Raw genomic sequence first — 26,149 nt, 5'->3', positions numbered from 1 at the left:
CGATCAGAACACCACGGTCTTGTTGCCGTGCACCAGCACGCGGTCTTCGAGGTGATAACGCAGGCCACGGGCCAACACCATCTTCTCGACGTCACGGCCGAAACGCACCATGTCTTCGATACTGTCGCTGTGGCTGACACGCACCACGTCCTGCTCGATGATCGGACCGGCGTCCAGCTCTTCGGTGACATAGTGGCAGGTCGCGCCGATCAGCTTCACGCCGCGCAGCGACGCCTGATGGTATGGCTTGGCACCGACGAACGACGGCAGGAAGCTGTGGTGAATGTTGATCACCTTGTGCGCGTATTCACGGCACAGCGCCGGCGGCAGGATCTGCATGTAGCGCGCCAGTACCACCACTTCGGCATCGTGCTGTTTGACCAGACGCGAGACTTCGGCGAAGGCCGGCTCCTTGTCCTGCGGGTTGACCGGGACATGGTAATAAGGAATGCCGTGCCACTCGACCATGCTGCGCAGGTCGTTGTGGTTGGAAATCACGCAGGAGATTTCGCAATCGAGTTCGTCGCTGTGCCAGCGGTGCAGCAAGTCGGCCAGGCAGTGGGATTCGCGGCTGGCCATCAGCACCACGCGTTTCTTCTGCTCGGTGTCGGTGATGCGCCAGTCCATCGAGAACTCTTCGGCGATCGGCGCAAACTTCTCGCGCAGCACTTCAATACCGAACGGCAGCGAATCGGCGCGGATCTCGTGACGCATGAAGAACCAGCCATTCTGATTATCCGAATGGTGGCTCGCTTCGGTGATCCAACCGTTGTGGGATGCCAGAAAGTTACTGACTTTGGCAACGATGCCAACGCGGTCAGGGCAGGAAATCACCAACCGAAAGGTGCGCATGGGGGGGAAACTCCAGAACTTCGCAAAGGCGGCCATTCTAGCGACTGTGCGCGGAAACTGCAGTATTGATGACCACATCCCCGCAGGCTGGCCCGATTCACGGCGTCTGACGCCACGCGCGGCAAAACTATAGTCCTGCAGTGAAGCTGTTCGGCCAGATAATTGTGAATATTCGTGATGACTGCATCACATTATTTAAATGACCATTCAATTCACCGGTTATTCCACGTAACTAATTCAAATAAAAAAACCGGTTAAATGTTTACTTGATGAAACAGCCTGACTATTATTGCGGCACTGTCCCTGCCATTCAACACATCCGCATAAGGTAGTTACCATGTCCTTGATCAACGAATATCGCGCCACCGAAGAAGCAATCAAAGAGCTGCAAGCGCGTTTGAAGAACCTGTCGCAAGACGACAAATTGCAAGCCGAGCTGGAATTCGAAGGCAAACTGCGCACCCTGATGGGCGAATATTCCAAGTCCCTGCGCGACATCATCGCGCTGTTGGATCCAGAATCGAAAACCAAAGGCACCCGTGGCGCCGCAGTAAAAACTACCGGCACCAAGCGCGCGCGCAAAGTTAAACAATACAAAAACCCGCACAACGGCGAAGTCATCGAAACCAAAGGTGGCAACCACAAGACTCTGAAAGAGTGGAAAGCCAAGTGGGGCGGTGACGTGGTTGAAGGCTGGGCTACCCTGCTGGGCTAAGCCGCAACGCCTGTCGCAGACTGATTCTGCGGCCCATGAAAAACGCCAGCATGCGCTGGCGTTTTTTTATGCCCGGCCTTTCACGGGCACACTATGTTCGATTTCAAAGATTCAAACGTTTGCGCAATGCCTGGACATAATTCTGCCACTCATTGAGCACTTGATTCTGTATCGGCGTAGCACTAAGCGCCCATTGCTGCGCGGCCTCGGCAAAAGATTGCAGGGTATTAGGCGCGCCCATTTGCGGCTCGGACAAACGCTGCTGGCAGAATATTCTCCAGCGTTCTTGCTCCTCGGAATTCAACGTGTCGGGAAAGTTGCGTGCGCGATATCGAAAGAGCAATTCCGGCAGACGTTCATCATCGAACGGCCAGTGCTCTTGCGCTAATTGCGCCGGATCAGCTGTCCTCACTTGCTCGCATAGACGCCGATCGCGATCACCGATAAATCCATCGTACAACTGCTGTTCCGGATCTTCGCTGGGCGTGAAGTCTTCGCTGGCGTAAATCGCCGCGACTTTATCTTTCCAAACTTGCTGTGCGTCACTTAGCCGCAGTGCACGTGCCTGATACAGCGCCATGTCCAGACCCAGGCGCTGCTGATCGTCGGCACGCAACACCGACAACGGCGCCACCACCGGGCAGCGATTGATGTGAATCAGTTTCAGCGGCACCGGCAGTTCACCCTCGGCGAGGTCGTCGCGGCGGGTATACAGGCGCTGGCGCAGGGTTTCGGCATCCAGATCCAGCAAGCCTTGCGGATCAAGGTGCAGGTCACAGACGATCAGCGCATTGCGATTGCGCGGATGCCAGGCCAATGGCAGCACCACACCGACATAGTGCCGCGCCGCCGAGAAGCGTCCGGAGATATGCACCAGCGGCTGCAACAGACGAATCTGGTCCATGACCTTCTGCTTGCTGCGCAGTTGAAACAGCCAGTCATACAACTTCGGCTGTTTCTCGCGGATCAACCGCGCCAGCGCGATGGTTGCGCGCACGTCCGAGAGTGCTTCGTGGGCATGCCCATGGTCGATGTTGTTGGCAGCCGTCAGGCGTTCGAGCTTGAGGGTCACCTTGCCTTCGTCATCGGTTGGCCACTCCAGGCCATCCGGGCGCAAAGCGTAGGCAGCGCGCACCACATCGATCAGATCCCAGCGACTGTTGCCGCCTTGCCATTCACGGGCGTACGGGTCGAAAAAATTGCGGTACAGGCTGTAGCGAGTCATCTCGTCGTCGAAACGCAAGGTGTTGTAACCCGCGCCGCAAGTGCCGGGCGCCGCCAGTTGTGCGTGCACGCGGGTCATGAAGTCGGCTTCGCTCAAGCCCTGTTCGGCGAGACAGCTCGGGGTGATACCGGTAATGGCGCACGCCGCCGGGTGCGGCAGGATGTCTTCGCTGGGCTGGCAGTAGAGGTTGACCGGCTCGTCGATTTCATTGAGGTCGTGGTCGGTGCGAATCCCGGCGACCTGCAGCGGACGGTCGTTGCGCGGATTGATGCCGGTGGTCTCGTAGTCGTACCAGAAGATTGAAGTCACGGGCGGTTCCTGAACTGAAGATCGGCAAAGTCTAGGCGTTGAACCGCCATCGCGGCCAGCACTGTGTCATTCAACCACCGTGCGCCACACGCTGTGCAATACATAGTTATGTCGTTTTCCCCCAAGAGGCTGCTAGCATCGGACGAACTTCGCATCCCGATCCGGCCCCATCAGGTAGCCCATGCTCGAGAACACAGCACTGCCACGGAAAGCACCGCTGAACCCGCCGCTCGATACCCGTTATCAAGTGGAAACCCCGGAGGGCATCGACCTGCCGTTGCGCCCGGCCGGTCTGATGGTGCGCAGCCTCGCCTTCGGCATCGACCTGGGCATTCGCGGGGTCATCCTCGGCGTGTTGTTCCTGGTGCTGGCGTTTCTCGGTCAGCTCGGCATGGGCCTGGGTTCGTTGCTGCTGTTTGCCGTCAGTTGGTGGTACATGGTGCTGTTCGAAGTGCTGCGTCAGGGCCGTTCGCCGGGCAAGCAATGGATGGGCCTGCGGGTGATCCACGATGACGGCACACCGATCGGCTGGTCGGCCTCGCTGCTACGCAACCTGCTGCGTTTTGTCGATCTGCTGCCGTTCGGTTATGCCTTCGGCGCCATCAGCTGCCTGCAACACTCCACCTTCAAACGCCTCGGCGACATCGCCGCCGGCACCCTGGTGGTCTACAGCGAACGCCCCCTCGCACGCCCGCAACTGCCCGACGCCCAGCCGCGCAGTGCACCGGTGCCGCTCAACCTCGGCGAACAACGCGCGCTGCTCGCCTTCGCCGAACGCCAGGCTGAATTGTCGCCGGCGCGGGTCAATGAGCTGGCCGCCCTGCTCGCCCAGCCGCTGCACATCTCGGCACCCAAAGCGGTCAGTGAACTCAATGGCATCGCCCGCGGCTTGTTGGGTCCGACATGAAGCAGAGTCTTTTCGAAGCTCGCCACAAGGCCGAATGGGAGCGCTTCACGCTGGCCCTCGAACGCCTCGAACATGGCAAGGACACCTCGCAGGTGGCCGCTTTCCCCAAGGCTTATCGACGCCTTTGCCAGCATCTGGCGCTGGCACAGGAGCGTGGCTACAGCAGCTTTCTGATCGACTCGCTGCAACAACTGGTGTTGCGCGGCCACCAGCAGTTGTATCGGCATCGCAGTCGCTTCGGCGCCAACCTGCTGGGTTTCATCCTCGCTGACTTCCCCCGACTGGTGCGCGCCGAATGGCCGTTCGTGCTGGCCGCCGGCCTGGTGTTTTTCGGCAGCCTGATCGGCTTTGCCTTGCTGGTGTATGCCTTTCCCGAACTGATCTACAACCTGATCCCCGCCGAACAGGTGCGCGACATGCAGAGCATGTACGACCCGGTGGCCGGGCACCTCGGGCGCTCGGCCGAACGGGCGGCCAGCGAAGACTGGGTGATGTTCGGTTATTACGTGATGCACAACATTGGCATCGCCTTTCAGACTTTCGCCAGTGGCTTGCTGCTGGGCGTGGGCAGTGCGTTCTTCCTGTTCTACAACGGGCTGGTCATCGGCGCAGTGGCCGGGCACCTGACCGAGATCGGTTTTGGCCAGACGTTCTGGTCGTTCGTGATCGGCCACGGCGCCTTCGAACTGAGCGCCATTGCCCTGGCGGGCGCGGCGGGGCTAAAGCTCGGCTGGGCGGTGATTGCACCGGGGCGGCTTACCCGTGGTGAAGCGCTGGTGGAGGCGGCGCGCAAAAGCGTGCTGCTGGTGTGTGGGGTCATGCTGTTCCTGCTGATCGCAGCGTTCATCGAAGCGTATTGGTCGTCGAAGACCGGGGTTACACCGCAGATCAAATATGCGGTCGGTGCCGCGTTGTGGATCGCAGTGGCGGCCTATCTGCTGTTCGCCGGAAGGGCACGCCATGCGCCTGAGTGATGCCACCGTGGCGATCCGCCCGCGCACCAGTTGGGAAGCCATGGACCTGGGCGTGCTCATGAGCCAGCAGCATCGGCGCCTGCTGATGACCAGTTGGGCCATCGTCACCCTGCCGCTGTTCGCCGTGCTGACCTTGCTGCTATGGGATTCGCCGTCGCTGGTGGTGTTGATTTTCTGGTGGCTGAAACCGGCGTACGAACGCCTGCCGCTGTACATTCTGTCCAAAGCCCTGTTCGGCGAAACACCGACACTGAAACAAACCCTGCGCGAATTCCCGCGGCTGCTCAAACCGCAATTGCTGGCCAGTTTGACCTGGCGTCGCCTGAGCCTGAGTCGCAGTTTCCTGTTGCCGGTACTGCAACTCGAAGGCCTCGACGGCACGGCCCGTCAGCAACGCTTGCAGGTGTTGCTGCAACGCAATGCCGGCGCCGCGCAATGGCTGACGATCATCGGCATGCATCTGGAGACCGCACTGTGGATCGGCCTGATGGTGCTGTTCTACATGCTCCTGCCACAGCAGATTGAAACCGACTGGGACTGGCAATCGCTGATCCTCGATACCGATCACCACTGGCGTTGGCTGGAGCACCTGACCAACGCCTTTTACGCGCTGGTACTGGTGGTCTGGGAACCGATTTATGTCGCGTGCGGTTTCAGCCTGTATCTGAACCGGCGTACCGCCCTGGAAGCGTGGGACATCGAACTGGTGTTTCGCCGTTTACGCCAGCGCCTGAACAGCAGCGCGGTGGGTTTATTGTTGGCGGTCTGTCTGTTGCTGCCCGCGGTGCCACCCGTATGGGCTGCGGCCGATCCCGCCAGCGCACCGGAGGCACCACGCCTGCTGCACCAACCGCTGACCAGTCAGGCTGCGCACGACAGCATCAAGGCGCTGCTCGAACAACCACCGTTCAAGAACAAGGAAAGCGTGACCCGTTATCGCTTTGGCGACGACCCGGCAACCCCGGCCAAAGCCAAGCCCGGTGAGGCGCCGCAATGGCTGAAAACCCTGCTCGGCTGGCTAGACAGTCAGCGCTTCAATGCGCTGGCTGGCCTGATTGAAGTGCTGTTGTGGGGCGCATTGCTCGCGGCTATCGGCTGGCTGATCTGGCGCTATCGCGAGTTCCTGCGCACCTTCGTCAGTCGCCGGCCGAAGTTGCCCGCCCGCGTCAGGCCACCTGCACCGCAGCAGGCATTCGGCCTGGACCTGAATCCGCAATCCTTGCCCGACGACATCGCCGCCAGTGCCGAACAACTCTGGCAGACCCAGCCACGCGCCGCGCTGGGACTGCTCTATCGCGGATTGCTCAGCCGTCTGCTGCACGATTTTGCCCTGACCTTGAAACCTGCCGACACCGAGCATCAGGTGCTGCTGCGGGTCGAGCAATTGCAGCGCCCCGAACTGCTGGTGTTCAGTCGCAGCCTGACGCAGCACTGGCAGAACATGGCCTACGGGCACCGCGTGCCAGCGGCACACCTGCAGCAGGAACTGTGTGACGGCTGGCGTGCCCTGTTCGGCCCGGGAGCGCGCGCTTGAACCGGCGCAACGCGTGGCTGCTCGGCGGGGTGATCGTCGCCCTGCTCGCGGCGTTGAGCGTCTATCTTTACCTCAAGGCCAGGCCCTATCAGGAAGTGATCGATCACGGGCCGGCGCCCCAGGCGCAGGCCAATCCTTATCTGGCGGCAGAACTGTTTTTGCGTGAACGCGGCCTTAACGTCGGCCAGGCCGAAACGCTGGCGATGCTGCCAGAGATCGATCCGCGTCGGCACACCCTGCTGTTGTTCGGCGAGCGTTCGCGCATGACCCCGCGTCAGGTCGATCAGGTGTTGAACTGGGCCCGCGCCGGTGGGCGCCTGGTGTTCGTGGCCGAAGCGCTGTGGGACAGGCAGGCCAGACAAAGCGATGATCTGTTGCTGGATCGGGTGCAGTTGCACCAGTCCCTGAGCAAGGACCTCAAGGAGCCGCCGGCGGAGCTGGCGGATGATCCGTACCCGAATCTGACCAAGCTCTACCTGGAAGACGAGGACGCACCGGCCTACGCCGGTTTCGACACCGCGTTCCATCTGGAGGACCCGAACAATCTCGCCCAGGCCTGGGCCAACAGCGCCAAGGCCACGCACATGATGCAACTGCCGTACGGCCTCGGCTCGATCACCGTGGTCACCGATGCCGAATTGTGGAAAACCCCGGCCATCAGCAAGCACGACAACGCCTGGCTGCTCTGGTACCTGAGCGCCGACACCGACGTCACGCTGATTTTCAACACGGCGCACGATGGTCTGCTGACCTTGCTCTGGCGTTACTTCCCGCAAGCCGTCGTCGCCCTGCTGGCGCTGATCGGCCTCGGCCTGTGGCACGTTGCCGTGCGCCACGGGTCATTGCAGGCGCCTGCCCCGAGTGGCCGGCGCCAGTTGCAGGAGCACCTGCGCGCCAGTGCCGATTTCATTCTGCGCCACAACGGTCAGCACACGTTGTTGCAAGCCTTGCAACAGGACCTGCTGCGCCGCGCCCGCCGCCGCTATCCCGGCTTCGACCAATTGAATGTGGCCGAGCAATGGCTGGTGCTGTCGCGCCTGACCCGCCAGCCAACCCGCGCCATCAGTCAGGCCCTGAGCCCGGTGCCGAAACAGCGCATGAGCAGCGCTGATTTCAGTCGCCAGGTGGCCCACCTGCAAACCTTGAGGAACACGCTATGAGTGAACAGATCGAGCCCGGCAGCGCCAGCCACGCCGCCCAGCAACGCCAGCGTGCCAGCCAGTTGGCGCAAGCACTGCGCGGCGAATTGCAGAAGGCCCTGATCGGCCAGAACAGCGTGATCGACGATGTGCTGACCGCGCTGATCGCCGGCGGCCATGTGCTGCTTGAGGGCGTTCCGGGGCTGGGCAAGACCTTGCTGGTACGGGCGCTGGCGCGCTGCTTCGGCGGCGAGTTCGCGCGCATCCAGTTCACCCCGGACCTGATGCCCAGCGACGTCACCGGCCACGCGGTGTACGACCTGCACACCGAGCAGTTCAAGCTGCGCAAGGGGCCGCTGTTCACTAACCTGCTGCTGGCCGACGAGATCAACCGCGCCCCGGCAAAAACCCAGGCGGCGTTGCTCGAAGCGATGCAGGAACGCCAGGTCACCCTCGAAGGTCGGGCGCTGCCGATCGCCCAGCCGTTCATGGTGCTCGCCACCCAGAACCCGATCGAACAGGAAGGCACTTATCCATTGCCGGAAGCCGAGCTCGACCGCTTTATGCTCAAGGTGCGCATGGATTACCCCGAGGCCGAGCAGGAGCTGAACATGGTGCGTCAGGTCAGCCGCTCGACCCGCGCCGACATGCTCGACGTGCAGCCGCTGCGCACGGTCCTGCAAGCCAAGGACGTGCAAGCCTTGCAACGCATCGCCAGCGATCTGCCGATCGACGATCAAGTGCTCGATTACGCCGTGCGCCTGGCGCGCAGCACCCGCTCCTGGCCCGGCCTGACCCTCGGTGCCGGGCCACGCGCCTCGATTGCGCTGGTGCGTTGCGCCCGCGCCCGTGCGTTGTTGCGTGGTGGCGAGTTCGTGATTCCCGATGACATCAAGGGCTGCGCGCTCTCCGTGCTGCGCCATCGGGTGCGGGTGGCGCCGGAGCTGGACATCGAAGGTCTGCAGGTCGATCAGGTGTTGCAGCAACTGCTCGACCAAGTGCCGGCGCCGCGTCTGTGAGCATCCGGAAAAGATCGAAAGATCGCAGCCTGCGGCAGCTCCTGCTGGGGATCGCGCTCCATGTAGGAGCTGACGCAGGCTGCGATCTTTTCAGCAGACAAACCGGTGCAGCACCATGAAACCCTCACGCCTGTTATTGATCTGGCTCGCCGCCCTGTGCCTCATCGGTATCCTCACGGGCACGCTGCAAGCCCTCGACATCGACGTGCCCGCCACGCTGTTGTCGATCAACTGGGGCTTGCTCCTGGCCCTGCTGGTACTCGCGCTCATCGATGCGCTGCGCCTGAACAATCTGCCCTCGCCGCGCATCCAGCGGCAGATACCTGGCAGCCTGGCACTCGGCCGTTGGAGCGAGGTGCACCTGCAGCTCAGCCATGACTTCAACGAACCGGTCGCGCTGAAGATTTTCGACCACGTGCCACAGGGCCTGAGCTTCGAAAACCTGCCGCTGGCAGTTGAACTGCAACCCGGGCAATTCAGCGAGGTCGTTTATCGCCTGCGCCCGCTCAAGCGCGGTCACTTCAGCTTCGAACATTGCGAAATCAACCTGCCCAGCCCGTTCGGTCTGTGGACTGGCAAACGCCTGCTCGCCGTGAGCGGCGACATCCGCGTCTACCCGGACTTTGCAAAGCTCTACGGTGGGCAGTTGCTGGCGGTGGACAACTGGCTCAGCCAGCTCGGCGTGCGCCAGCGCCAGCGTCGCGGGCAAGGTCTGGAGTTTCATCAGTTGCGCGAATTTCGCGAAGGCGACAGCCTGCGCCAGATCGACTGGAAAGCCACCGCCCGCCAGCGCACACCGATTGCCCGCGAGTACGAGGACGAACGCGACCAGCAGATCATGTTCCTGCTCGATTGCGGCCGACGCATGCACAGCCAGGATGATGAACTGTCGCACTTCGACCATGCGTTGAATGCTTGTCTGCTGCTCGGTTATGTGGCGTTGCGTCAGGGTGATGCGGTGGGGCTGTGCACGTTTGCCGGTGATCAGACGCGCTATCTGGCCCCGGTCAAGGGCCACGGGCAGCTCAACAGGCTGCTCGATTCAGTCTATGACCTGGACAGCAGTCAACGCCCCGCCGACTATCGGGCGGCGGCCAATCGATTGCTGTCCCGACAAAAGCGCCGGGCCTTGGTGATACTGATCACCAATCTGCGTGACGACGACGATGACGATCTGCTGGACGCCGTCACACACTTGAGTCGCCAGCACCGCGTGCTGGTGGCAAGTCTTCAGGAAGGCGTACTGGAGCAATTGCGTCAGCAGCCGGTGCAAACACTGGATGAAGCATTGACCTATTGCGCCACGGTGGATTACCTCAATGCCACGGCGCAACGCCATGAGCAGTTGCTTGCGCATGGCGTCGCGGTGCTGCAAACCCGGCCCAAAGCGTTGGGACCGGGTCTGGTGACGCATTACCTGAGCTGGAAAAAAACCGCGGTGCTCTAGTTTTAACTCAGTCCGGTCGCCGGCACCGGCCCCAACGACATCGGATTGAGCGGCGAGAGATTGAGCAGACGCGACGCTTCCACTTGCAGGTCATACGCACCACCGATCGTACCGATGCAGCGCCAGCTCAAACCGGCGGAGGTCAATCGCCGATAGACGCCGAGTGCCGGTTCCACACTGGTCAGGCCCAATTCCCGGGCAGAGGAATAGCCTTTCAATCCGAGGCAGATGTCGCGATTGAGCAGATGGCTGGTGGCGTTGTCGACCAACAACGTAATGGTATGAACCTGAGGGGTTCGTGGAAACAGGGTTCTCTCGCCCCAGGCCGTTTTCGGCTCCGTGTTCAACTGGATCAGCGCATCGTTCCAGACATTGGCGGCCAGTGCCGTGAACTCGAAGGTATGGGATCGAGCCGAGTCGAGCACTTCCTCATTGAGGTTGTCCAGTGTGGCAAGCACCTCCATGTCCCCGACCCGCGACACCTTCCAGGAAAACAACGCCCAGCCTTCGCCATTCGTCATTACCCGCACAATGTCTGGTCCCGCCCGGAAGATCACTTCAACGCCGGAGGCTGCGTGGCGAGTACCCGAGAGCCGTATCTTCAGACCCATCACGACGCTTTCCCCTACCAGCGGGTCGAACGTCGGATTGCGCACCTCGGCAATCTCGGCATCAACCGGCATGGGCCGTTGAGCTTCATCGCGCAAGGGCAAGGCCAGCTCTGCGGCGGGTCCCGATGCAGTGACGGCCTCCAGCACTTCGAAGTCGAAGGTGAATGAACGTGCGGCGTCGGGCCCGTCGTAGGGACTGGGTACGGTGGCAACGACCTGCGTCCTGCCTGGCCGAGTGGCGGTGAACGGAAAACTCGCCCAGCCATTGTCCTGTGTCCGAATGGGCGTTGCAGTCCCTTCTTGGTGCGCAAAACTGACCTCGGTGCCCGGCACGTCACGTCCGGTGTAATACGAGCGGCTTCTGACTTCCAGAAAAGTGCTTTGACCAACGAACAGATCAAACGTCGGACCACGCAGATCGGCATCGTCGATCCGGTTGTGAGCCAGCAACATCTTCATGGCCGGGTAAGCAAAACTCGCCTGTGGCAGCTCCACGGCCAGCGCCAACGGCCCTTCTCGTTCACTCCTGACTGCATCGAGCGTCCACTGCAGACCATTGCTGGGCAGCTCCCGCTCATGCTCGGGGTCAAGCCTGGCATTGAGTACTCGATCCGAGGCGTTGGCCCACTGGGCGACAACATCCAGGCCGATCAAGGGGCTTTCGGCGTTGGGCATGAACTTCACCATCCGGTTGCCCAGCGGTGTTTCGGTGTAATGCGATTGCACCAGAACCCGAAGCTCCACCTCCTGCGCGAGGTCGATCACCGGATACCACTGGGGCCCCTGCAACGCGACGACATCGAGCTGGAAATGCCCGCAAACCGCCTGCAGCAGATAGGTGTCGGCGGTGTACTGACTGCGCACGGACAGGCTGCGCTCGATCTGTATGTCCTGAGTAATCCGGTCGCAGGAGATCGTCCATGGATCGATGACGGGATGCTCCCGTCCCCAGGGCGGACTGGCTACCAGCACACCTTCAGGGTCCTGCTCTTCGTCGTTGACCAGCAACCCCGCGCGGGTGCCCATCCAGACACTGTCGCTCGCCAGTTGCAGTGTCAGCTCATGGCTGGCGCCAAAGCACAGGTGCAGCCTGTCGCCAGGCAACTGCCCTTCGCCGTCGATAAACACCCGGTCCAGGCGCAAAGGCTCCAGCACCAATTCGACGCTGGCCAACGCGAATCGTACAGCGCCAGGGCGACCCGGCCCGCCATTGTCCGGACTGATAACGGTCAACTTGACCGTCTCCTCGTCACGCTGCAGCGTAAGCATATGCACGTATTCGACCAGGTAAAGATCGAGCAGCAGGCCGTCGGGACCGACCGTCGGCCCGGTCTCCATCAGGCGCGAAGGCACCAGGGTCAGGTCTACTTCTCCACCGAGCCCGGGATTGATCCGCAACGTACCTTGCGCGCCCTGTACTGCCTCGTAGTGAAACAGCAGTTTGTAATCGGCCCGACCCGGTGTCGGGCGCGGCATCGTTGCCAATGTGATCGACTGGTAAGCGTCACCGCCATTCACAGCGTTCATGAAGCCGATTGTGCGGCCGTCCCACACCCCTTCCTGACGAGTGACCCTTCGCTCGTCATTGTACGTCCAGCCGTTCAGACCATTGTTGAAGTCGCCGTTGACCAAAAAGCTGTCACGGGCAAGGATATCTTTCCGGTTCATGGTTGTGTCTTCCCTGCCCGCTGGGCGCGTACGGCCGTGCCGGGCGAATCGTCAAGGTTGTTGGTGGTGAGCAGACCGTCGACCTGATCGGCGAACGACGGTCCTCCATCCCGTGCCTGGTACACCAGCGTCAGAATGAGGTTCGTCAGTGAGTCCAGCAGGCTGCCTTGAGCGGGCTGTTCATGGCGCGGCAGGGTCAGCAGGTATTCGGCGTGTACGCCGGTTCCTTCGAACGGCAGATAGCGGTCACCATCGATATGGCTGGCCATTCCGTTGTCGTCCAGTCCCAGAGACAGGCCGATCTGCTGATAGGGGCGCAGGTTCTGCACCAATGAGCCGGGCGATGGACTTCCAGTGGCCGGGTCATGCAGATACTTCACGCCTTCAATGTCCGGCGCCAGCAGCGTGGAACTGGTGATCTGCACCAGGGTTGCACAGATATTCTGGTACGGCCCCAACAACCCCGGAAATGTCAGCGAGAGCCCTTTCACCTGGCGGCAGTAATGCCCCGGATAGTCTTCATTGAAGAGCTTTTCGTTGAGTTTGATCGACAGCTTTCCCGACCCTTTGAATTCATCCCATGCGACCGGATCAAGGTCACGCAACGAAATCGTCTTGACCAGTTGCAGGCGGTGCTCGTCACGCTTGATGCGCGCAGCGGCCATTCGTAGCAGATCGAGCTTCAGTGACTGCCCGGTGGTGAATCCATGGCAGTTGTCCATCCACACATCAGGGCGGACAAACCGGCTCTGGTAATCACCCAGTTCATACTGCCAACAGGTTTCGGCGCACAGGCACAGGCCGGCGACAACGTCGTAGACCTGGTAAATCAACGTCTTGATCTGCCCGACCACCCAGTTGCTCAACGCCTGGCCGGTCGCGCGGTTTTGATAGAACGCATACACCGCCAGAGCCTGGTTATTGACGATTTCGCTCTGCTGCAGACTGGCACGGGCTGCGCTGAGCGCGTGTTCCTGGGCCAGCAGTTGCTCACGCAACACCCGCACTTCGGCCAGTGACTGATCACGGGCCAACTCCCACTCCTGCTGGCGTCGCCGGTACTGCTCGGTGATGCTGATTTCCTCGGCCTCGCTGCGCAAAACGTCGCTTGCGATTTGCAAGCCATCGGCCAAGGCATAAGCGGGCCCGGCTATACGGTAGCCGCCGAACGATGTTCCCCCGATATTGGGAAACGTATCCAGCGCCCCTCCCAACGTCCGAAGGGCCTGGCTCGCAATACCCCAGTCCCGGGATGATCGGCTTTTATGCAGAGCAAGGTTCTCTGCCTCGGAAACCCCCTCCAGCGCCAGCGCCTCATAGTGCTGCGCGCGAGCGATAAGCATGCTCTCGCTTTGGCGCAATGACGCGGCAGCCGCCTCGATCTGGGCAATCGTCGCTTCCTGAATGGCCCGGGTGTAGTCGGCCAGTTCGATCAGATGGCTCTGCTGCAGAGTCTCCAGTTCGCCGCGATCACGCAGTTCCAGCCAGGAGCGCAACTGATCCTCCTGTTGAATCAGAAACTCCACGCCCTGCAACGCCAGGCTGTAGACGGTCTGCCACTTGTATGGCACCACCTGCACCTGACCGCCTGGATTGCGCGCCAGCCCCTGATTGCCATTGCCCTGAGCACGCAACAGTTCCAGCGGATCCATCATCCGGCTGAACAACGGAAGTGACAACGGCTGACCATCGATCGAGCGGTTGTTGCGCAAGTTGTTCAGTCGCGCATTGAGCTGATCCCACATTGCCTTGGGGCGTTCATTGATACCCGGCCGGAATACTTCGCAACCCAGCAGATCGAAATACGGCGTGCCTTGCATCGCGGTCGGCACATCGGCCGGACTCAGTTCAAGGCTCGCTTCGAACGCCTTGAGCGGGTCGCGTTCGCTGATCAGGTCCAGGATCTCGCCGAGCCTCCTGGGTTGCCAGTTGCTCGCCGTTCGCGTGACCGGTTCCTCACCGAGCAGGGTCAGCGCCCTGCTGTAATTGAGCGCTGCTTGCACCATGCTGTCGTAATCCAGGTGCCGATAAAGTGCATCACCCCACTCGATCAGGTTTTGCACATAGCGCAGGAAAATCGCGATCTTGAAGTGCACGGGCGCGCAGTAGCCAATGGCATCCGGGTCTGAGGGCGCCGCACTTTCATAGGAACATTCGATGTCGGCGTTTTGCAGCGGACGGCAACGCCAGTAGGCGGGCGCCGGGATCACCGGCGGGTCTTCAGGAAGGGGCTCCTCGACCGGGACAACCTCACGCGCCAGTGGGTCGAACACATATTCGTACCAGCCCTGTGCCTCACGTGGGCGCCCTTCTGCCGACAGCCTGACACCGACCAGATCCGGCGTATGGAAGAACAACTCCCAGAAGTACAGACCATTGCAGCCATCGAACGGCCCGTTCTGCTCGATAGCACCATTGGGCATGCGAGGCTCCTCGACATGCTGGGTATCCCAGGACAGCAATGCATCCACAGAGATTGTCGCGCGGCTGGTCAGCACCGAACCGTGAATCGAATTCAGACGTGAATATTTGAGTGTCTGAGCACTGTTGTTGAAACTCAAAAACTGCGCGCCCTCGGTACTGCTCTTGTCGAGGGTCGGGGTCTCGTACAGCCGTGGTCGCTGCGTGAGCGTGACCGAAAACCTGTTGCGACCATGCCCCTTGTTACCTTCGGGCACTTCACCGAAAGTGAATTCGATTTGCTCGCCTATCGGAAAACTTTCGATGCCCGCCGATGGGGTCTGGCGACGATAGGTGCGCCAAGGGGTTGCGTAGTTGCCGTCCAGAACGCCGGTCGAAACCCAGTCCACAGGATCGTTCTGAGTCCGTGCGCCAAACTTCAGACTGAACACCACGGGGACATGAAGGATCTTCGGTACCAGCCGATTCTGTTCGTTCAATACGGCGTCACCCAATCCGCTGATGGAGAAACCGGCACCGGCGCGCACCTCGTCCTGGGTTCTTGTCAACAGCAGCACCAGCAATTCATTGCTCAGTGGAGTGACGGCTTCGGCCACCCAGATACCGTCACCGAGAGAGGTTTCCTTGAAATCCTCGATGGCAAAAGAGTGGACATTTTTGCTGGTCGAACCGTCGTACAACTGAACGATGTGGGCCTGTGCCGGCTGCCGGCGAGTCGTCAGGCTGATCTGCAGTTGCTGCTCGCCAGTTGCGCTTATCCGGATATCGAACGAGGTATTGGCCGTGGTTGCCCGCCAACTGATCGACAGCCGTTCGAGCACTCGCCCCTGCTCCCTGACCGCATCGCAGCGCCCGCGAACCCTGAGGACTTCATAAAAACTGCCATCCGTCCCGCGTTCGCGGGTATAGATCGTGTCGAACTTCAGATTCGTGGTGATCGTGCCCGCCGTCTCGACTGAGCTGCTGACCTCGACGGTCGAGTAATCCGCCGGCACCACCTTCTGTTGCAGGCTGGCAGCATCGCTGAAACGCCCGAACGTCATCGCCAGCAAGGTGGCCGTATCGTCCGGCACCTTGCGGAACAATGCATCGCGGGTTTCATGAATTTCGATAGCGTGGAGCGGGGCCTGACCGTCCAGGCTGTGTCGATTGGTGTAGCAGACGGCCAGGCGATCATCTCGTGGATCGCCATCACCCAGCGACACGACCGTCAGCCGTCCGTTGGAAACGTCATATTCGCAATCGCGTTGATGCAGTGACAGTGGCGCTGACCACTGACCGTTCAGCGTGCTGAACGCCAGTTTGATCTCCAGCGACCAAGGGCTCTGCACCACACCCTCACTGTCGATCTGGCGATCACGCCACTCGCACCAGACGATCACTGGCAGCCCCAGCCAGATCACACAACGGATGTCGACCACGCGGCCAGACGTGGCGAGATCGACCTTCTGCCATTCGCCCCAGGCAGCGGGATTGATTTTGCGACTGGCGTTGTCCAGTTCAACCTTCACGCTGCGCAGAAAATAGGCGAACGGCGCCGTGCGCTCCTGGCCGACCAGGTAATAGCGCGCGTCCTGGACTGACGCGCCATCGATGTAACCGCTGAGCACATCCAGATCGCACAGGCGCTGGAAAGCCTGGGTGTATTCCATCAGCCCCTGCTGCACCGACGCGGTACTCAGACGCATTTGATTCAGGGTATTTTCCAGGTTGCGGAACAGCGCGGTTTTTTTCAGGCGCAGGGACGGCACGATGTAGTTTTCTGCTTGATCCCGAAGTAGCACATTGGCTGACCAGGTGCTGTAGTGGCTGAGGAATTGATACCAGTAGTGCAGGTCGTCGCCTTCGAAGTGGCTGTCTTCGTAGCCCGGCTCCATGCCGCTGTAGACGGACTGTATGTGTTCCTGCAAGCAGCGTACGGTCGATGATGTCCGGGTGGCTTGCAGTTGCGCGCTGTCACGGGTGTCGAGCAGCAGATAGCGGCTCAATTCATCAGGGGTATTCAGCGTCACCCCACCGGACCAGAGCTTCTGCCCTATCACCGCCTCCAGCATGGCCGCCGTGTAAGCTTCTGTCAGTTCGATCTGCGGGTTTTGCATGGTTATCTCCCTGTCTCGGTGCGGTTGCCGGCTCGGCGGGTAACGGGGCGCTTGTCCAGCGTGCCTTCCAGCACCAGCGCCTCATTCAGGCGGTCACTGAAAAGACTCAACTGAAAACGGCCATTGCGGATGTTCGCGGTGCGGATGTTCACCCGGTAAGGGCCATCGCCGAAGGTGAATCGGGTGGCCAGCGCTGGCGTGAAGACCATGCCCAGCGCCTGAGTGGTGTAATCGGAACTCCAGCCCATCGCCCCCTCGCTGCCTTTGAGTTGCGCGGTATCAAGCGGCGCAATCTCCAGGCAGTAACGGCTCTCGCGCAACAGCGTGAGCGAGTCTTGCCCCGGAATGATCGGCAGGCGATGCTCCGTCTCATCACCGCCGATACTGATCAGCTCTACTTTCCATTCAAACGCCGGCAGCACGGTCAATTGGAAACCCTGTGTCTGTGCAGGATGCAGCGTCAGTGCAGCCGTCACGGTGAAATCACCCTCGCGGATCGAGTTGAACGGGTACACCGAACGTCCTTGAGCATCGGTGACAATCGTCTGCTCTACTGGAGGACTGCCGCTGACTGTCCACAACACCGGGTAATTGCTTACCGGTCGTGCCTCTGGCGCGGTGGTCTCTTTCACATCGATCCAGAGCAGTGTCGGCCGCGCGGCACCGGCAACCGGAAAACGAGTCGGCTGCGAGAAGTTCTGGATCAGCGCCCCTGCCGCGACCCATACCTTGACCTCGACCGGCAGGTCGGTACCCAGTTTTGCAGAGATCGTCAACTCACCTGCAGGTGGTTGCGCGACGGAAAACACCGAGTAGCCGTCCGCGTCACTCGGCACCTCGACTTCGGTCAGCGCGGCACTGCTCCACCACGTCACCGTCTCGCCAGCCAAAGGCGCATCGTCCAGCCCGACCACCCGGCAACGCACTGGCAATGCCCGACCGACCAGTGCTACATCGGTGACGACCGGCGCGCTGAAAATCCGTGGTTTGTCGGCAAACACAATGGGACGACTGAACGTAAGACTGTGACTGCCTTCGACATTGCCGACCGAGATTTCGGCATTCCCCGGACTCAGGCTGGAGATCCATACCCGGCTCACGCCATCCTTGTCGGTGAAAGTCTGGCTCGGGCGGATCTCGCCCAGCGTTGTCGACCATGCCACTTGCCGGTGAGCGCCTCGGTTGCCGTAATCGTCGACCAAAACGGCGTACATCTCCTGCTCCCACAAGCGTCCGGCCAGGACCGGGTGAGGCGGCACCGGACCGCTCAACTCGGAATTGAATTTCAGGGTTGCCTCATCACAGTCGATGACGACCGACGGACCGTACACTGGCTCGTGCAGCGGCACGCTGTAATGCAGATGCGCCGTACCGACCCTCGCGCCAGCCTGCAATTGCGCCCAGGCCCGGCCCTTGTCGTCCGTGCGAATACGTGGGGTGAGCACCGACCCCAGATCAGTTCCGACATTGAGTACCACGCCCTTGAGCGGCTCACCGTAGAAGTCGAGCAGCGTGATCTCGAACTCCGCGACCTCCTGCGACAGACCGGCAATCAGTGTCAGGTTGTCCACCACACAGCGCGTGGTGAAACTCTGGCCGACCTCTGCCGAATCCTGTGGTGTAGCGGCGGCGTTGAAGCGGGCCAGACTCTCCAGCGCACTTTGCGCAGCCTCGGCGTACAGCGGCTCCGGATCCAGCGGGTTCAACGTACCCAGCCTGAGCGCGGCGGTAATATCCATCCCGCGCCGGGCCAGGTCGAGTGTGCGATCGAGCAGATCGAGCTGCGCCAGATTGCGCAGGATCGGCCAGTCCGGATTGTCGCTGTCTTCGGCCTCGTGACTGATATGCCCGGCGCATTCCAGTACATGACGGATACCGCAGCCGAAATAGCTGGCCAGTTTGTCGGCGGCGGCGTCACGCACCAACCGCAGGCCGTCTTCACTCATGTCGTCAGGCAACTGATTGACCTGAGTGAGGTAATCGAGGATTTTTTCTTCAGGCTGCCGGGCCCGGGCGATCAGCCGACGATAGAGTGCCAGGTAGTACACCGCCCGGATCGAAATCTCGTAGGGACTCTCCAGGCTGAACCATTGGTACTGCTCGTCCGCGAGCAAGGTGGCGAGCAGGGTTGGCGTCAAACCAAGTTTGTCGGCGATCCGCCCGCGACGCTCAAGTTCGGCGAGCATTTGCAGAAACGAATCCGGCTGCTCAAATACACCCGACTTTTTCAGGATTGGCAGGCTCATGGCCTCCTTCAGGAAGTCATAGGCCTGGCCCTGAGCCCATGCCAGCACCTGCGCGGTCAGTAACGACTCGAGCTTCAGATAAACCGAAAGCCCAGCTTCCACCACCACCCGCTGCTCGTCGCGGCAACGCAGCACAATCGTACGAATCAGGGTTTCCAGCGGCCCACGCAAAGGCTCGTTTTCAGATCTCGAATAAATCGTCTGCACGACATCCCTGATCAGGGTGTTGGCGCGCTCAAGGTATTGCTCCTCGGTTTCTCCGATACGTCCGACCACCAGACCGTCACGATCCACCAGCCCCTCCAGTGCCGTCATCCAGTCGATCAGTTGTTCTTTGTCATCGCGCTGCGGCGCGCCTTCTTCCTGCAAAGTCGCCTGCTCCACCCGGACGGCCTGCACCTGGGTACGCAACTGGTGTAGCAATTGTTCCTGGGATTCGCTCCAGACTGTCGGCACGTAGACCGGATTGACGTTTTGCACCAGCCAGAGCGGCGGTACATCGTATTCCAGACACCAACTGGCGCAGACCATCAAACTGCGGATGGCACCGAGCGCGTCGGCGCCATCCGTGGTGCCGTAAGTGGAGACCTGCGGTTCACCCGCCAGTTGCGACACCAGACCTTGTCCTGCGCTCAAGGTCTGCAGCAACGCCGTGGACTCAATCGGTGTGAGGTCAAACAATCGCCCAAGAAACACCAGGCGCCAGAAACTCGAGAGAATTTCCAGGCTGCGGCGCAGGTGGGTGTTGAGACCGAAGGCCTCTGCAATGACCGTGGCCAGGTAACGATAGGTTTCGAAATTGATCTCCAGCGCACTGCAAATCTGATGCACCGTCTGTTGTTCAGCCGGGGTACGCGGCACGATTGCAAACTCGACGTCATCGATCCGCAGCGGCTCCTGGAACAACGCCTCGCGGTTGTACACCCGGTCAAAATGCGACAGTTGCCCATCCTGGCCGTACACCGACAGCACATCGATCAACGCCGCAAACTCTTCAGCCTTGCACGCATGCGCACGCTTGAGTTCCTTGAACAGGCCAAGACAACGCAAGGTATTGGGGCGGATCCAGATTGACGGTTCGCCAGTGCCACGCTGCTCGGCCCGTATCGCGGCGATGAGCAGTTGGTCGACTTGATGCCCGGGTAGTTGCAGCATGCGATCCAGCCGGCACTTGCGATTGATCCGATCCATGCGATGTTCCAGATCTGTAAACCCTTCTTCCCCCACATGCACCAATTCAAACAACGCGCCAATCCGGGCCGGCACCACATCGATGGCCGGCCCCGACCCGCCATGGATATACCGTGCCCCTGCCACGACCCCGGTCAGCGGTACATCCGGGTTACCCAGGAAGGGAGCGTTGACCGACAGTTTGGGGGTGAAAGCGCCACGCCCCAGCAGGCGATCGACCTGAGTCTGATCCAGGCGCGTCGCATCCCTGAAAATCCACAGCTTGCGCAGACTTTCAAGAAAATTTGCCTTGCTGCCGAAATTGAATTGATAGAAATCGTCCGCCGATTGCAGCGGTTGCGGGTCGACCAGGCGCGTCAGCGGATCCACCCTGCGCAGCGGTGCCCCAGCCATCTGTGAAGTCAACGGGAAGTAAGGATCATCGAGCAACAGCGCCAGCTTCAGCGGCCCGATTTCGCAGTCGAGCTGCAAGGCTACATCGGCACGCTCGCCCCGGGCGCCGTCATTCTTGAAATACGGATAATCCACATCGACATGGCGAATGATGCTGCCCAGAGCCCCGCCTTTCAGCGCCGTACCAACGACATGGGAAATACTCTCCCAGTGATGGTCATACGGCAGGCTGTTGTGAAACCGCACGGTGCGCAAGTACGCCTTGACGTCCGAGTGGTCTGATCCAGCGTGGGACAGGATCAGCTCTTCCAGCACCGAATTGGCAATTTCCAGACGCGATTGCACCCGCGTGATCGCCATTTCGTCGATCAGCAACAGGTCTACATCGGGCCTGCGCTCCGGCAGCGCGATGGTCTCATCGGCGTTGCCCTGCGGTTCGATGTGGTCCCTTACCCACTCACGCAGCGCCACCATGTAGGCCGTGGTCGAGGCGCTGTGCTCAGGGCTGTCCGCCGGTGCCGCGCCATCGATGTCCGGCTGGAACAGCTCCATGTAGGAAGGCAATGGCACCAGGGTATTCGCCGGTTTCGTTACCGGTTCCGGGAACAGGCTCTGCTCGCGAAACAGCCGGGCCATGTACAACGCCAGGGCCTTGCCGCGTGCCAGCAGCATTCGCGCCTGGTTACGGCTCAGCCCGAGATCACGCAGTTGCGCCGGCCGCAGTTTGATCAGTGCAAAGACGCTGGACTGCTGCTCGATGTACTTATCAAAGGGCCGCATTTCCAGCGAACGATGCTCCCCCAACACAGCCTTGACCAATAAATCGACCGGACGATCAGCAGACGCATTCATCGCAGAAATTCCCCTTGGTAAAAATTCATGCAACAAGTCGCCAGAGGGTTTGTGAGTGGCTGGCGTCAGTCGATTTAGCGCTTGTTGAAGACCGCGCACCACTGTCATATCTGACAGGTTCGTTGACCGTTAGTCGGAATACCTGCTGCCCTGAATACAGGCAAAAAAAAGGCCCCGTCAGGGGCCTGTGTTGGAGGGTGAAGCTTTCAGCCGCCATCGATGACGTAAAACTCGAATTTGGGCAAAGTTGGCGAGTTTTCCTGACTCCAGACGAGGTACCCCTCCATCTCGTAGCGGCCTACAGATAAGGGCTCAGTCACGATCACCCACTGCCCTGCTTCATCGACCATGCCGCGCCACCGAATCCTGGCAGGGTCAGCCGACAGGTAAAGGCGAACCTCGCCACCTGGCGATCCCGTGCCGCGAAACACTGCATAAGACGATACTTCGGCGCCACGTTGCGGGCTGTCGATCACGAACAGTTTCGGCTTGCCACCAACTTTGAAGGCGACAGTGGATGACCATTGAGAAAACTCACCGTCCATTTTTTGCCGGGCCTTAACCTGGTACGGTGCCTCTTGCAAATCAAAATTGGCTCGAACTGACCACCTACCCTCAGCATTCACCCGAGATGCATATCCAGACTCTTCAAATCCATCGTAAGTCTCGATTTGCGCACCCGGCGTGCCCCTGCCAGATAAGACTGGCCGCTTCTCCAGAACCTGATCGGGGTTATCAACAGGCTCGTCGATCACCGGTGGTTCGAAATCCGCCGTCACCTGTGTCACCACCAGATTACGCGTCGGTAACAACCAGCCCGAATCGACACCATCGCGCGACTGGCGCACCGAATAGGAATAGGGCGTAGCGACTACCGGCAACTGGATTTGCGAGCGCAGGGCCCAACGGCCGTCGCGGTCCACTCTGACTCTGCCGAGCTCAGTCGTCGGTGAACCATCCTTGGCGATCACAACCTCGGCGCCCGGTTCGCCGGTACCCGAGAACATCGGATAGCGCCCGACCGACTGGCCTGTGAGCGGGTAATGCACACTGGGCGCCTCAAAGCCGGCGACCTTGCGCTCCACCATGAAGCGTGCGCTCTCGAACCATTGCGTACCGTTCTGGCGGACCACCACGCGCATGGCGCCTACAGGCAAGTCCTTGTTGCCCACTACGCTCCAGCGACCAAAACGATCAGCAGTCGCTACCGGCGCCAGCACATCATCGGCGTTGAACCATGAAGCCACAGTGATGCTCGCGCCGGGAGTTGCCAGGCCGCTGTACTGCGGGCGCACGCCAACCCAGTCGCTTGGCAGAGGTTCGGTGAGGCTTGGCTCGGTGGTCAGCAAGGTGTAATTGACTACAGGCGAAAGCGCAGAATCCAGGCCCGGGCCAGCAGACGCCAACACATTGATGCCGTCCTTCTCGACCAGGTTGTGAACGACACTTGCCGACCACGTTCCATCGTTCAGCACCGTGGTCCGCGTCAACGTATTCGATACGCTTCCGCGCCGATAGATGACTATCGTGTCGCCCTTGACCCCGAACCCGGACATTCGCAATACCCGGCCCAGTTTTTCACCGCCTTGGGGTGAATCGATCACGGGCGTCGCCGGCACCACCGTGATCACACGTTCAAACGCTTCACTGGTGTAGTTTTGCTGGCGCAGCTTCGCTTCCACCGTCAAGGCGCCTGCCGGCAGCGTCACCTTTACACTCCAGGCTCCGTTTTGCTGCACCTCGATGTCCTTCAGAAAAGGAGGGGGCTGCCCTTTGATCGACAGTTCGATAGTGCCGGGGTACTTCGCGGTGCCGGAAAACTCCGAGGTACGCGTCGGTTTGCCGTTCTGCGCCGGGATCGTGATCAGTGGTTTCGCCACCCGCACCTTGACCGTACGCGCAGCGGTTGGCTCAGACGGGTTGCTGCTGTTTTGCTGCGACTCATGTTGCACTGCATACAAACGCAGATCTTGCGGTGCCTGATCAGCCAGCGTCACGTTCCATTTGCCGTCCGGCCCCACCAGACCGGCACCGATTGGCAGGTGGGTGACGTCTGAGTGAATCACCACCCAACAGTTTTTGTAGCCGGTTCCCGTAATGACCGGGGACAGATCGACCTCGGCATTCGCAGCCGTGGTGATGATCGGCAGCGGAGTCTTGACGGTAAACGTCCGGGTGGCGGGTAGCGAAGTTCGCCCGCCAGACGTTGCCGTGGCGGCAATGGTGTGCGTGCCCGGCGGCCAATCTTCAGCGGCATTGCGCACAAATACCCCGCCATTGGCCGGCACTGTCACATCGTCCATGCCCGAAATTTTCAACGTGACTTGCGCACCGGGCCAGGCGTTACCCTTTATCAGTGGGCGTTGCCCGACGGGTGTGCCCACCGGTGGTTCGGTAAATTCGGGGATCGGGGTTTCCACCGTCAGGGTGAATACCGCGCTGTCGGCAGACCACTGACTGTTCACCCTTTGCCGGGCCGTCAGTTTCGGGTAAATGCCGGGAGGCAGGTTGACGTTGGCGGTCGTCTCCCAAGAGCGGTTGGATTGCACGATGGCTGCGGGAACCCCGGCCAACTGAGCACCATTATTGAAAATATAGACTTCCACCCGCGCCGCGCCCCATTGATTGGCCTGGCCTCTGAAGGTGGGCCGCTGGCCGTTGGCCGTGACGGTGACGCCGGTCGGTTTCGGTGTCGGCACATTGACCGTGGTTTCAGTGGCCCAGCCAGAGTTGTAAATCCGCCCGCTACCGCCATCGGACACGCTTTGTCGACCGCCGAAGCGATGATTTCCCGGCAACAGATCCGCGGGAAGGACTTTTGTCCAGCTTCCCCCGTTGACAGGGGAATCGAGGTACGGCGTAAAGTCACCATTGAAGTGGATATCCATCCGCACACCAGCACCGTTATGACCAGTGCCAGAAAGCGTGACGGTTTCGCCATTGAGCCGGGAAGTAAGGGTGGGTTTGGACGGCCGCACGAGCAGCCTGATGGACACGGTGCGCTCAGACGGCACCGACGAATAAATATGGCTGGCGGTTACCCTTTGGGGTCCCGGAACCAAGGTGATGGCTGCCGCCCATCCTCCGGTCGCGAGTACGTTTGAGCTACCGAGCAATGTCGTGGTGCTATCCCTGTAGACGTTTACCGTACCGCTCTTGAAGGGGTCGGCCAACACACCGCCTACGGTAATTTGCTGCTCCACCGTCTGGTTGTCGGAATGAGTAGTAAGAGGCGGCGCACCCAGCAATCTGAAGGTTTGTTCGGCAGACCAGTCCTGCCGGGTCTTATGGGCGACCTGCATTCTGATCAGACCACCGTTGGGGAACTGGGTCTGATTGAAAAGTCCTTCCCATGTGTTGTCGGATTTGACGTCGGCCCTTGTATGAACGTGGCCCCCACCTGGTGTCATCACCTCAACGGTTTCGCCGATAATGCCCCGCCCTTTCAGTACAAACGGGTCGCCTCTGGCAACCACCGCATTGCTGGCGGGAGTAGTGATTATGGGTGCCACATACCACTTGATGGTAACGGGATCGGACTGCCCGGACTTTTCACTGCCAATCACTTGTTCGGCTCTAAAGGTCAAGACACCTGCCGGTAGCGAGATGGAGGTACTCCAGCTGCCGTCGGTTCGAACAGAGGCATAGCCGAGTGAGTGCGCATTGCCGTTGTACGTACAGGACAAATTGACCCTGCCGTCCAGAAGGCCGTTTTTTCCGGAAACGGTAAATGGCATTTTCATCACTGCACCGGTTCGCGGCACGTCTATCACCGGTTTGCGGGCGGGTCGAATATGCACCCCCCACCCTCCACCGGAGCCGACACCATTATCCGTGCCATCGTATTCGACTTGAATAACCAGATACATGTTGAAACTGGGCGCAGCGAGAGCGGCATCCAGATAAATCTCATAATCGTGCCATTCTCGGTCTTGCGACATTGAATCGGGTGAATCCCTGCTTACATAACTGGCGGCATTCAGGGCTATATTGATATTGGCCCTGTAAACGTTGCCATAGCGCGTGGTCATCTTGTAACGCTTCGTTCGCACATAGATGCGACCGTTCTCAAACTTGTACTCACACTCCAGCTCAGTCCTCAACGTCGGCACCCGAGGATGAGTCTGATGAAGTGTGGTCTTGATTGCATTGGCCCAGAACACCTCGGAAAACTGCTGACCGTTGTCCAACTGCCGGGGTGGCTCGTCATCCAGTTGCGTGGCCTGGGCAATACTGATCTGAAACTTTTCGGGATCAAGACAGGCTCTGCCTGTTTCGTCGTTATCAACGGTATCGTTCATTTCGTTAATGCTCCGAGCAATGTGCAGCTAACGTTGTGGGATCAACATACGTGCACTGATTGCGCGCAACCACTGTCAGAACTGACAGTTGAAAAGATCCAATACGTCTAAAAAAACGTAATTTGCTTACCAAACCAGCTAACACTTGCCACGCCCTGCTTCGACATCCGCAGCGAACTACAAAGCCTTGCGCCGCACTCGATGGTGGCTGTTCGCAGGGCGCCGTCGGGCGCGATGGTTTTGATG

Annotated in this window: 13 protein-coding genes; 7 read left to right on the top strand and 6 right to left on the bottom strand. The window is 60.3% G+C overall.

Annotation, left to right across the window (positions count from 1 at the left end):
* Nucleotides 1-3: 3 nt before the first annotated feature.
* Nucleotides 4-852 carry a formyltetrahydrofolate deformylase gene (gene purU, locus BW33_RS13500; RefSeq protein ID WP_003227580.1) on the bottom strand — a complete coding sequence of 283 codons (849 nt, stop codon included), beginning with the start codon at nucleotides 850-852 and terminating at the stop codon, nucleotides 4-6.
* A 337-nt stretch (nucleotides 853-1,189) separates the two neighbouring features.
* On the opposite strand from purU, the gene mvaT reads away from it, so the two are divergent.
* Nucleotides 1,190-1,567: a histone-like nucleoid-structuring protein MvaT gene (mvaT, locus tag BW33_RS13495; protein WP_003227581.1), complete on the top strand. Its 378-nt coding sequence runs from the start codon at nucleotides 1,190-1,192 to the stop codon at nucleotides 1,565-1,567.
* Between the two features lie 103 nt (nucleotides 1,568-1,670).
* Here the strand turns inward: mvaT and sbcB are convergent, their stop codons facing one another.
* Nucleotides 1,671-3,101, bottom strand: coding sequence for an exodeoxyribonuclease I (gene sbcB / locus BW33_RS13490; RefSeq protein WP_047599480.1), 1,431 nt, complete (start codon nucleotides 3,099-3,101; stop codon nucleotides 1,671-1,673).
* A 181-nt stretch (nucleotides 3,102-3,282) separates the two neighbouring features.
* Here sbcB and BW33_RS13485 point away from each other — a divergent pair, with 181 nt between their 5' ends.
* From BW33_RS13485 to BW33_RS13460, 6 genes are all read left to right on the top strand, one after another.
* Nucleotides 3,283-4,008: an RDD family protein gene (locus tag BW33_RS13485; protein WP_047599478.1), complete on the top strand. Its 726-nt coding sequence runs from the start codon at nucleotides 3,283-3,285 to the stop codon at nucleotides 4,006-4,008.
* Nucleotides 4,005-4,982 carry a stage II sporulation protein M gene (locus tag BW33_RS13480; protein WP_047599476.1) on the top strand — a complete coding sequence of 326 codons (978 nt, stop codon included), beginning with the start codon at nucleotides 4,005-4,007 and terminating at the stop codon, nucleotides 4,980-4,982. The genes BW33_RS13485 and BW33_RS13480 overlap by 4 nt, the downstream gene beginning before the upstream one ends.
* On the top strand, nucleotides 4,969-6,516 hold the full coding sequence (locus tag BW33_RS13475; protein WP_047599475.1) for a DUF4129 domain-containing protein: 1,548 nt from the start codon (nucleotides 4,969-4,971) through the stop codon (nucleotides 6,514-6,516). Before BW33_RS13480 ends, BW33_RS13475 begins: the two co-directional genes overlap by 14 nt.
* Nucleotides 6,513-7,676 (top strand): DUF4350 domain-containing protein, encoded by a 1,164-nt coding sequence (locus BW33_RS13470; protein ID WP_047599472.1) that lies wholly within the window; start codon nucleotides 6,513-6,515, stop codon nucleotides 7,674-7,676. The genes BW33_RS13475 and BW33_RS13470 overlap by 4 nt, the downstream gene beginning before the upstream one ends.
* Nucleotides 7,673-8,674 (top strand): AAA family ATPase, encoded by a 1,002-nt coding sequence (locus BW33_RS13465; RefSeq protein ID WP_007965902.1) that lies wholly within the window; start codon nucleotides 7,673-7,675, stop codon nucleotides 8,672-8,674. Before BW33_RS13470 ends, BW33_RS13465 begins: the two co-directional genes overlap by 4 nt.
* A gap of 115 nt (nucleotides 8,675-8,789) precedes the next feature.
* Complete coding sequence (locus BW33_RS13460) at nucleotides 8,790-10,121, top strand: DUF58 domain-containing protein (RefSeq protein ID WP_047599470.1); 1,332 nt, start codon at nucleotides 8,790-8,792, stop codon at nucleotides 10,119-10,121.
* Between the two features lie 2 nt (nucleotides 10,122-10,123).
* Here BW33_RS13460 and BW33_RS29990 read toward each other — a convergent pair whose 3' ends face one another.
* The 4 genes from BW33_RS29990 to BW33_RS28065 form a co-directional block, all read right to left on the bottom strand.
* Entirely contained in the window at nucleotides 10,124-12,400 is a 2,277-nt protein-coding gene (locus BW33_RS29990) for a hypothetical protein (RefSeq protein WP_177327483.1), read from the bottom strand.
* Entirely contained in the window at nucleotides 12,397-16,920 is a 4,524-nt protein-coding gene (locus BW33_RS13450; protein ID WP_052032720.1) for a neuraminidase-like domain-containing protein, read from the bottom strand. Before BW33_RS13450 ends, BW33_RS29990 begins: the two co-directional genes overlap by 4 nt.
* Nucleotides 16,921-16,922: 2 nt before the next feature.
* Nucleotides 16,923-21,602: a Tc toxin subunit A gene (locus BW33_RS13445; RefSeq protein WP_047599468.1), complete on the bottom strand. Its 4,680-nt coding sequence runs from the start codon at nucleotides 21,600-21,602 to the stop codon at nucleotides 16,923-16,925.
* 206 nt (nucleotides 21,603-21,808) lie between these two features.
* A complete protein-coding gene (locus BW33_RS28065; protein ID WP_052032719.1) occupies nucleotides 21,809-25,903 on the bottom strand; it encodes a hypothetical protein in 4,095 nt (1,364 codons plus the stop codon).
* Nucleotides 25,904-26,149: the final 246 nt, after the last annotated feature.

This window comes from Pseudomonas sp. RIT288, from assembly GCF_000631985.1.
Lineage (GTDB): Bacteria > Pseudomonadota > Gammaproteobacteria > Pseudomonadales > Pseudomonadaceae > Aquipseudomonas.
Note: the sequence above shows the minus strand (reverse complement) of the source record. Positions and strands in the feature narration are given on the sequence as shown.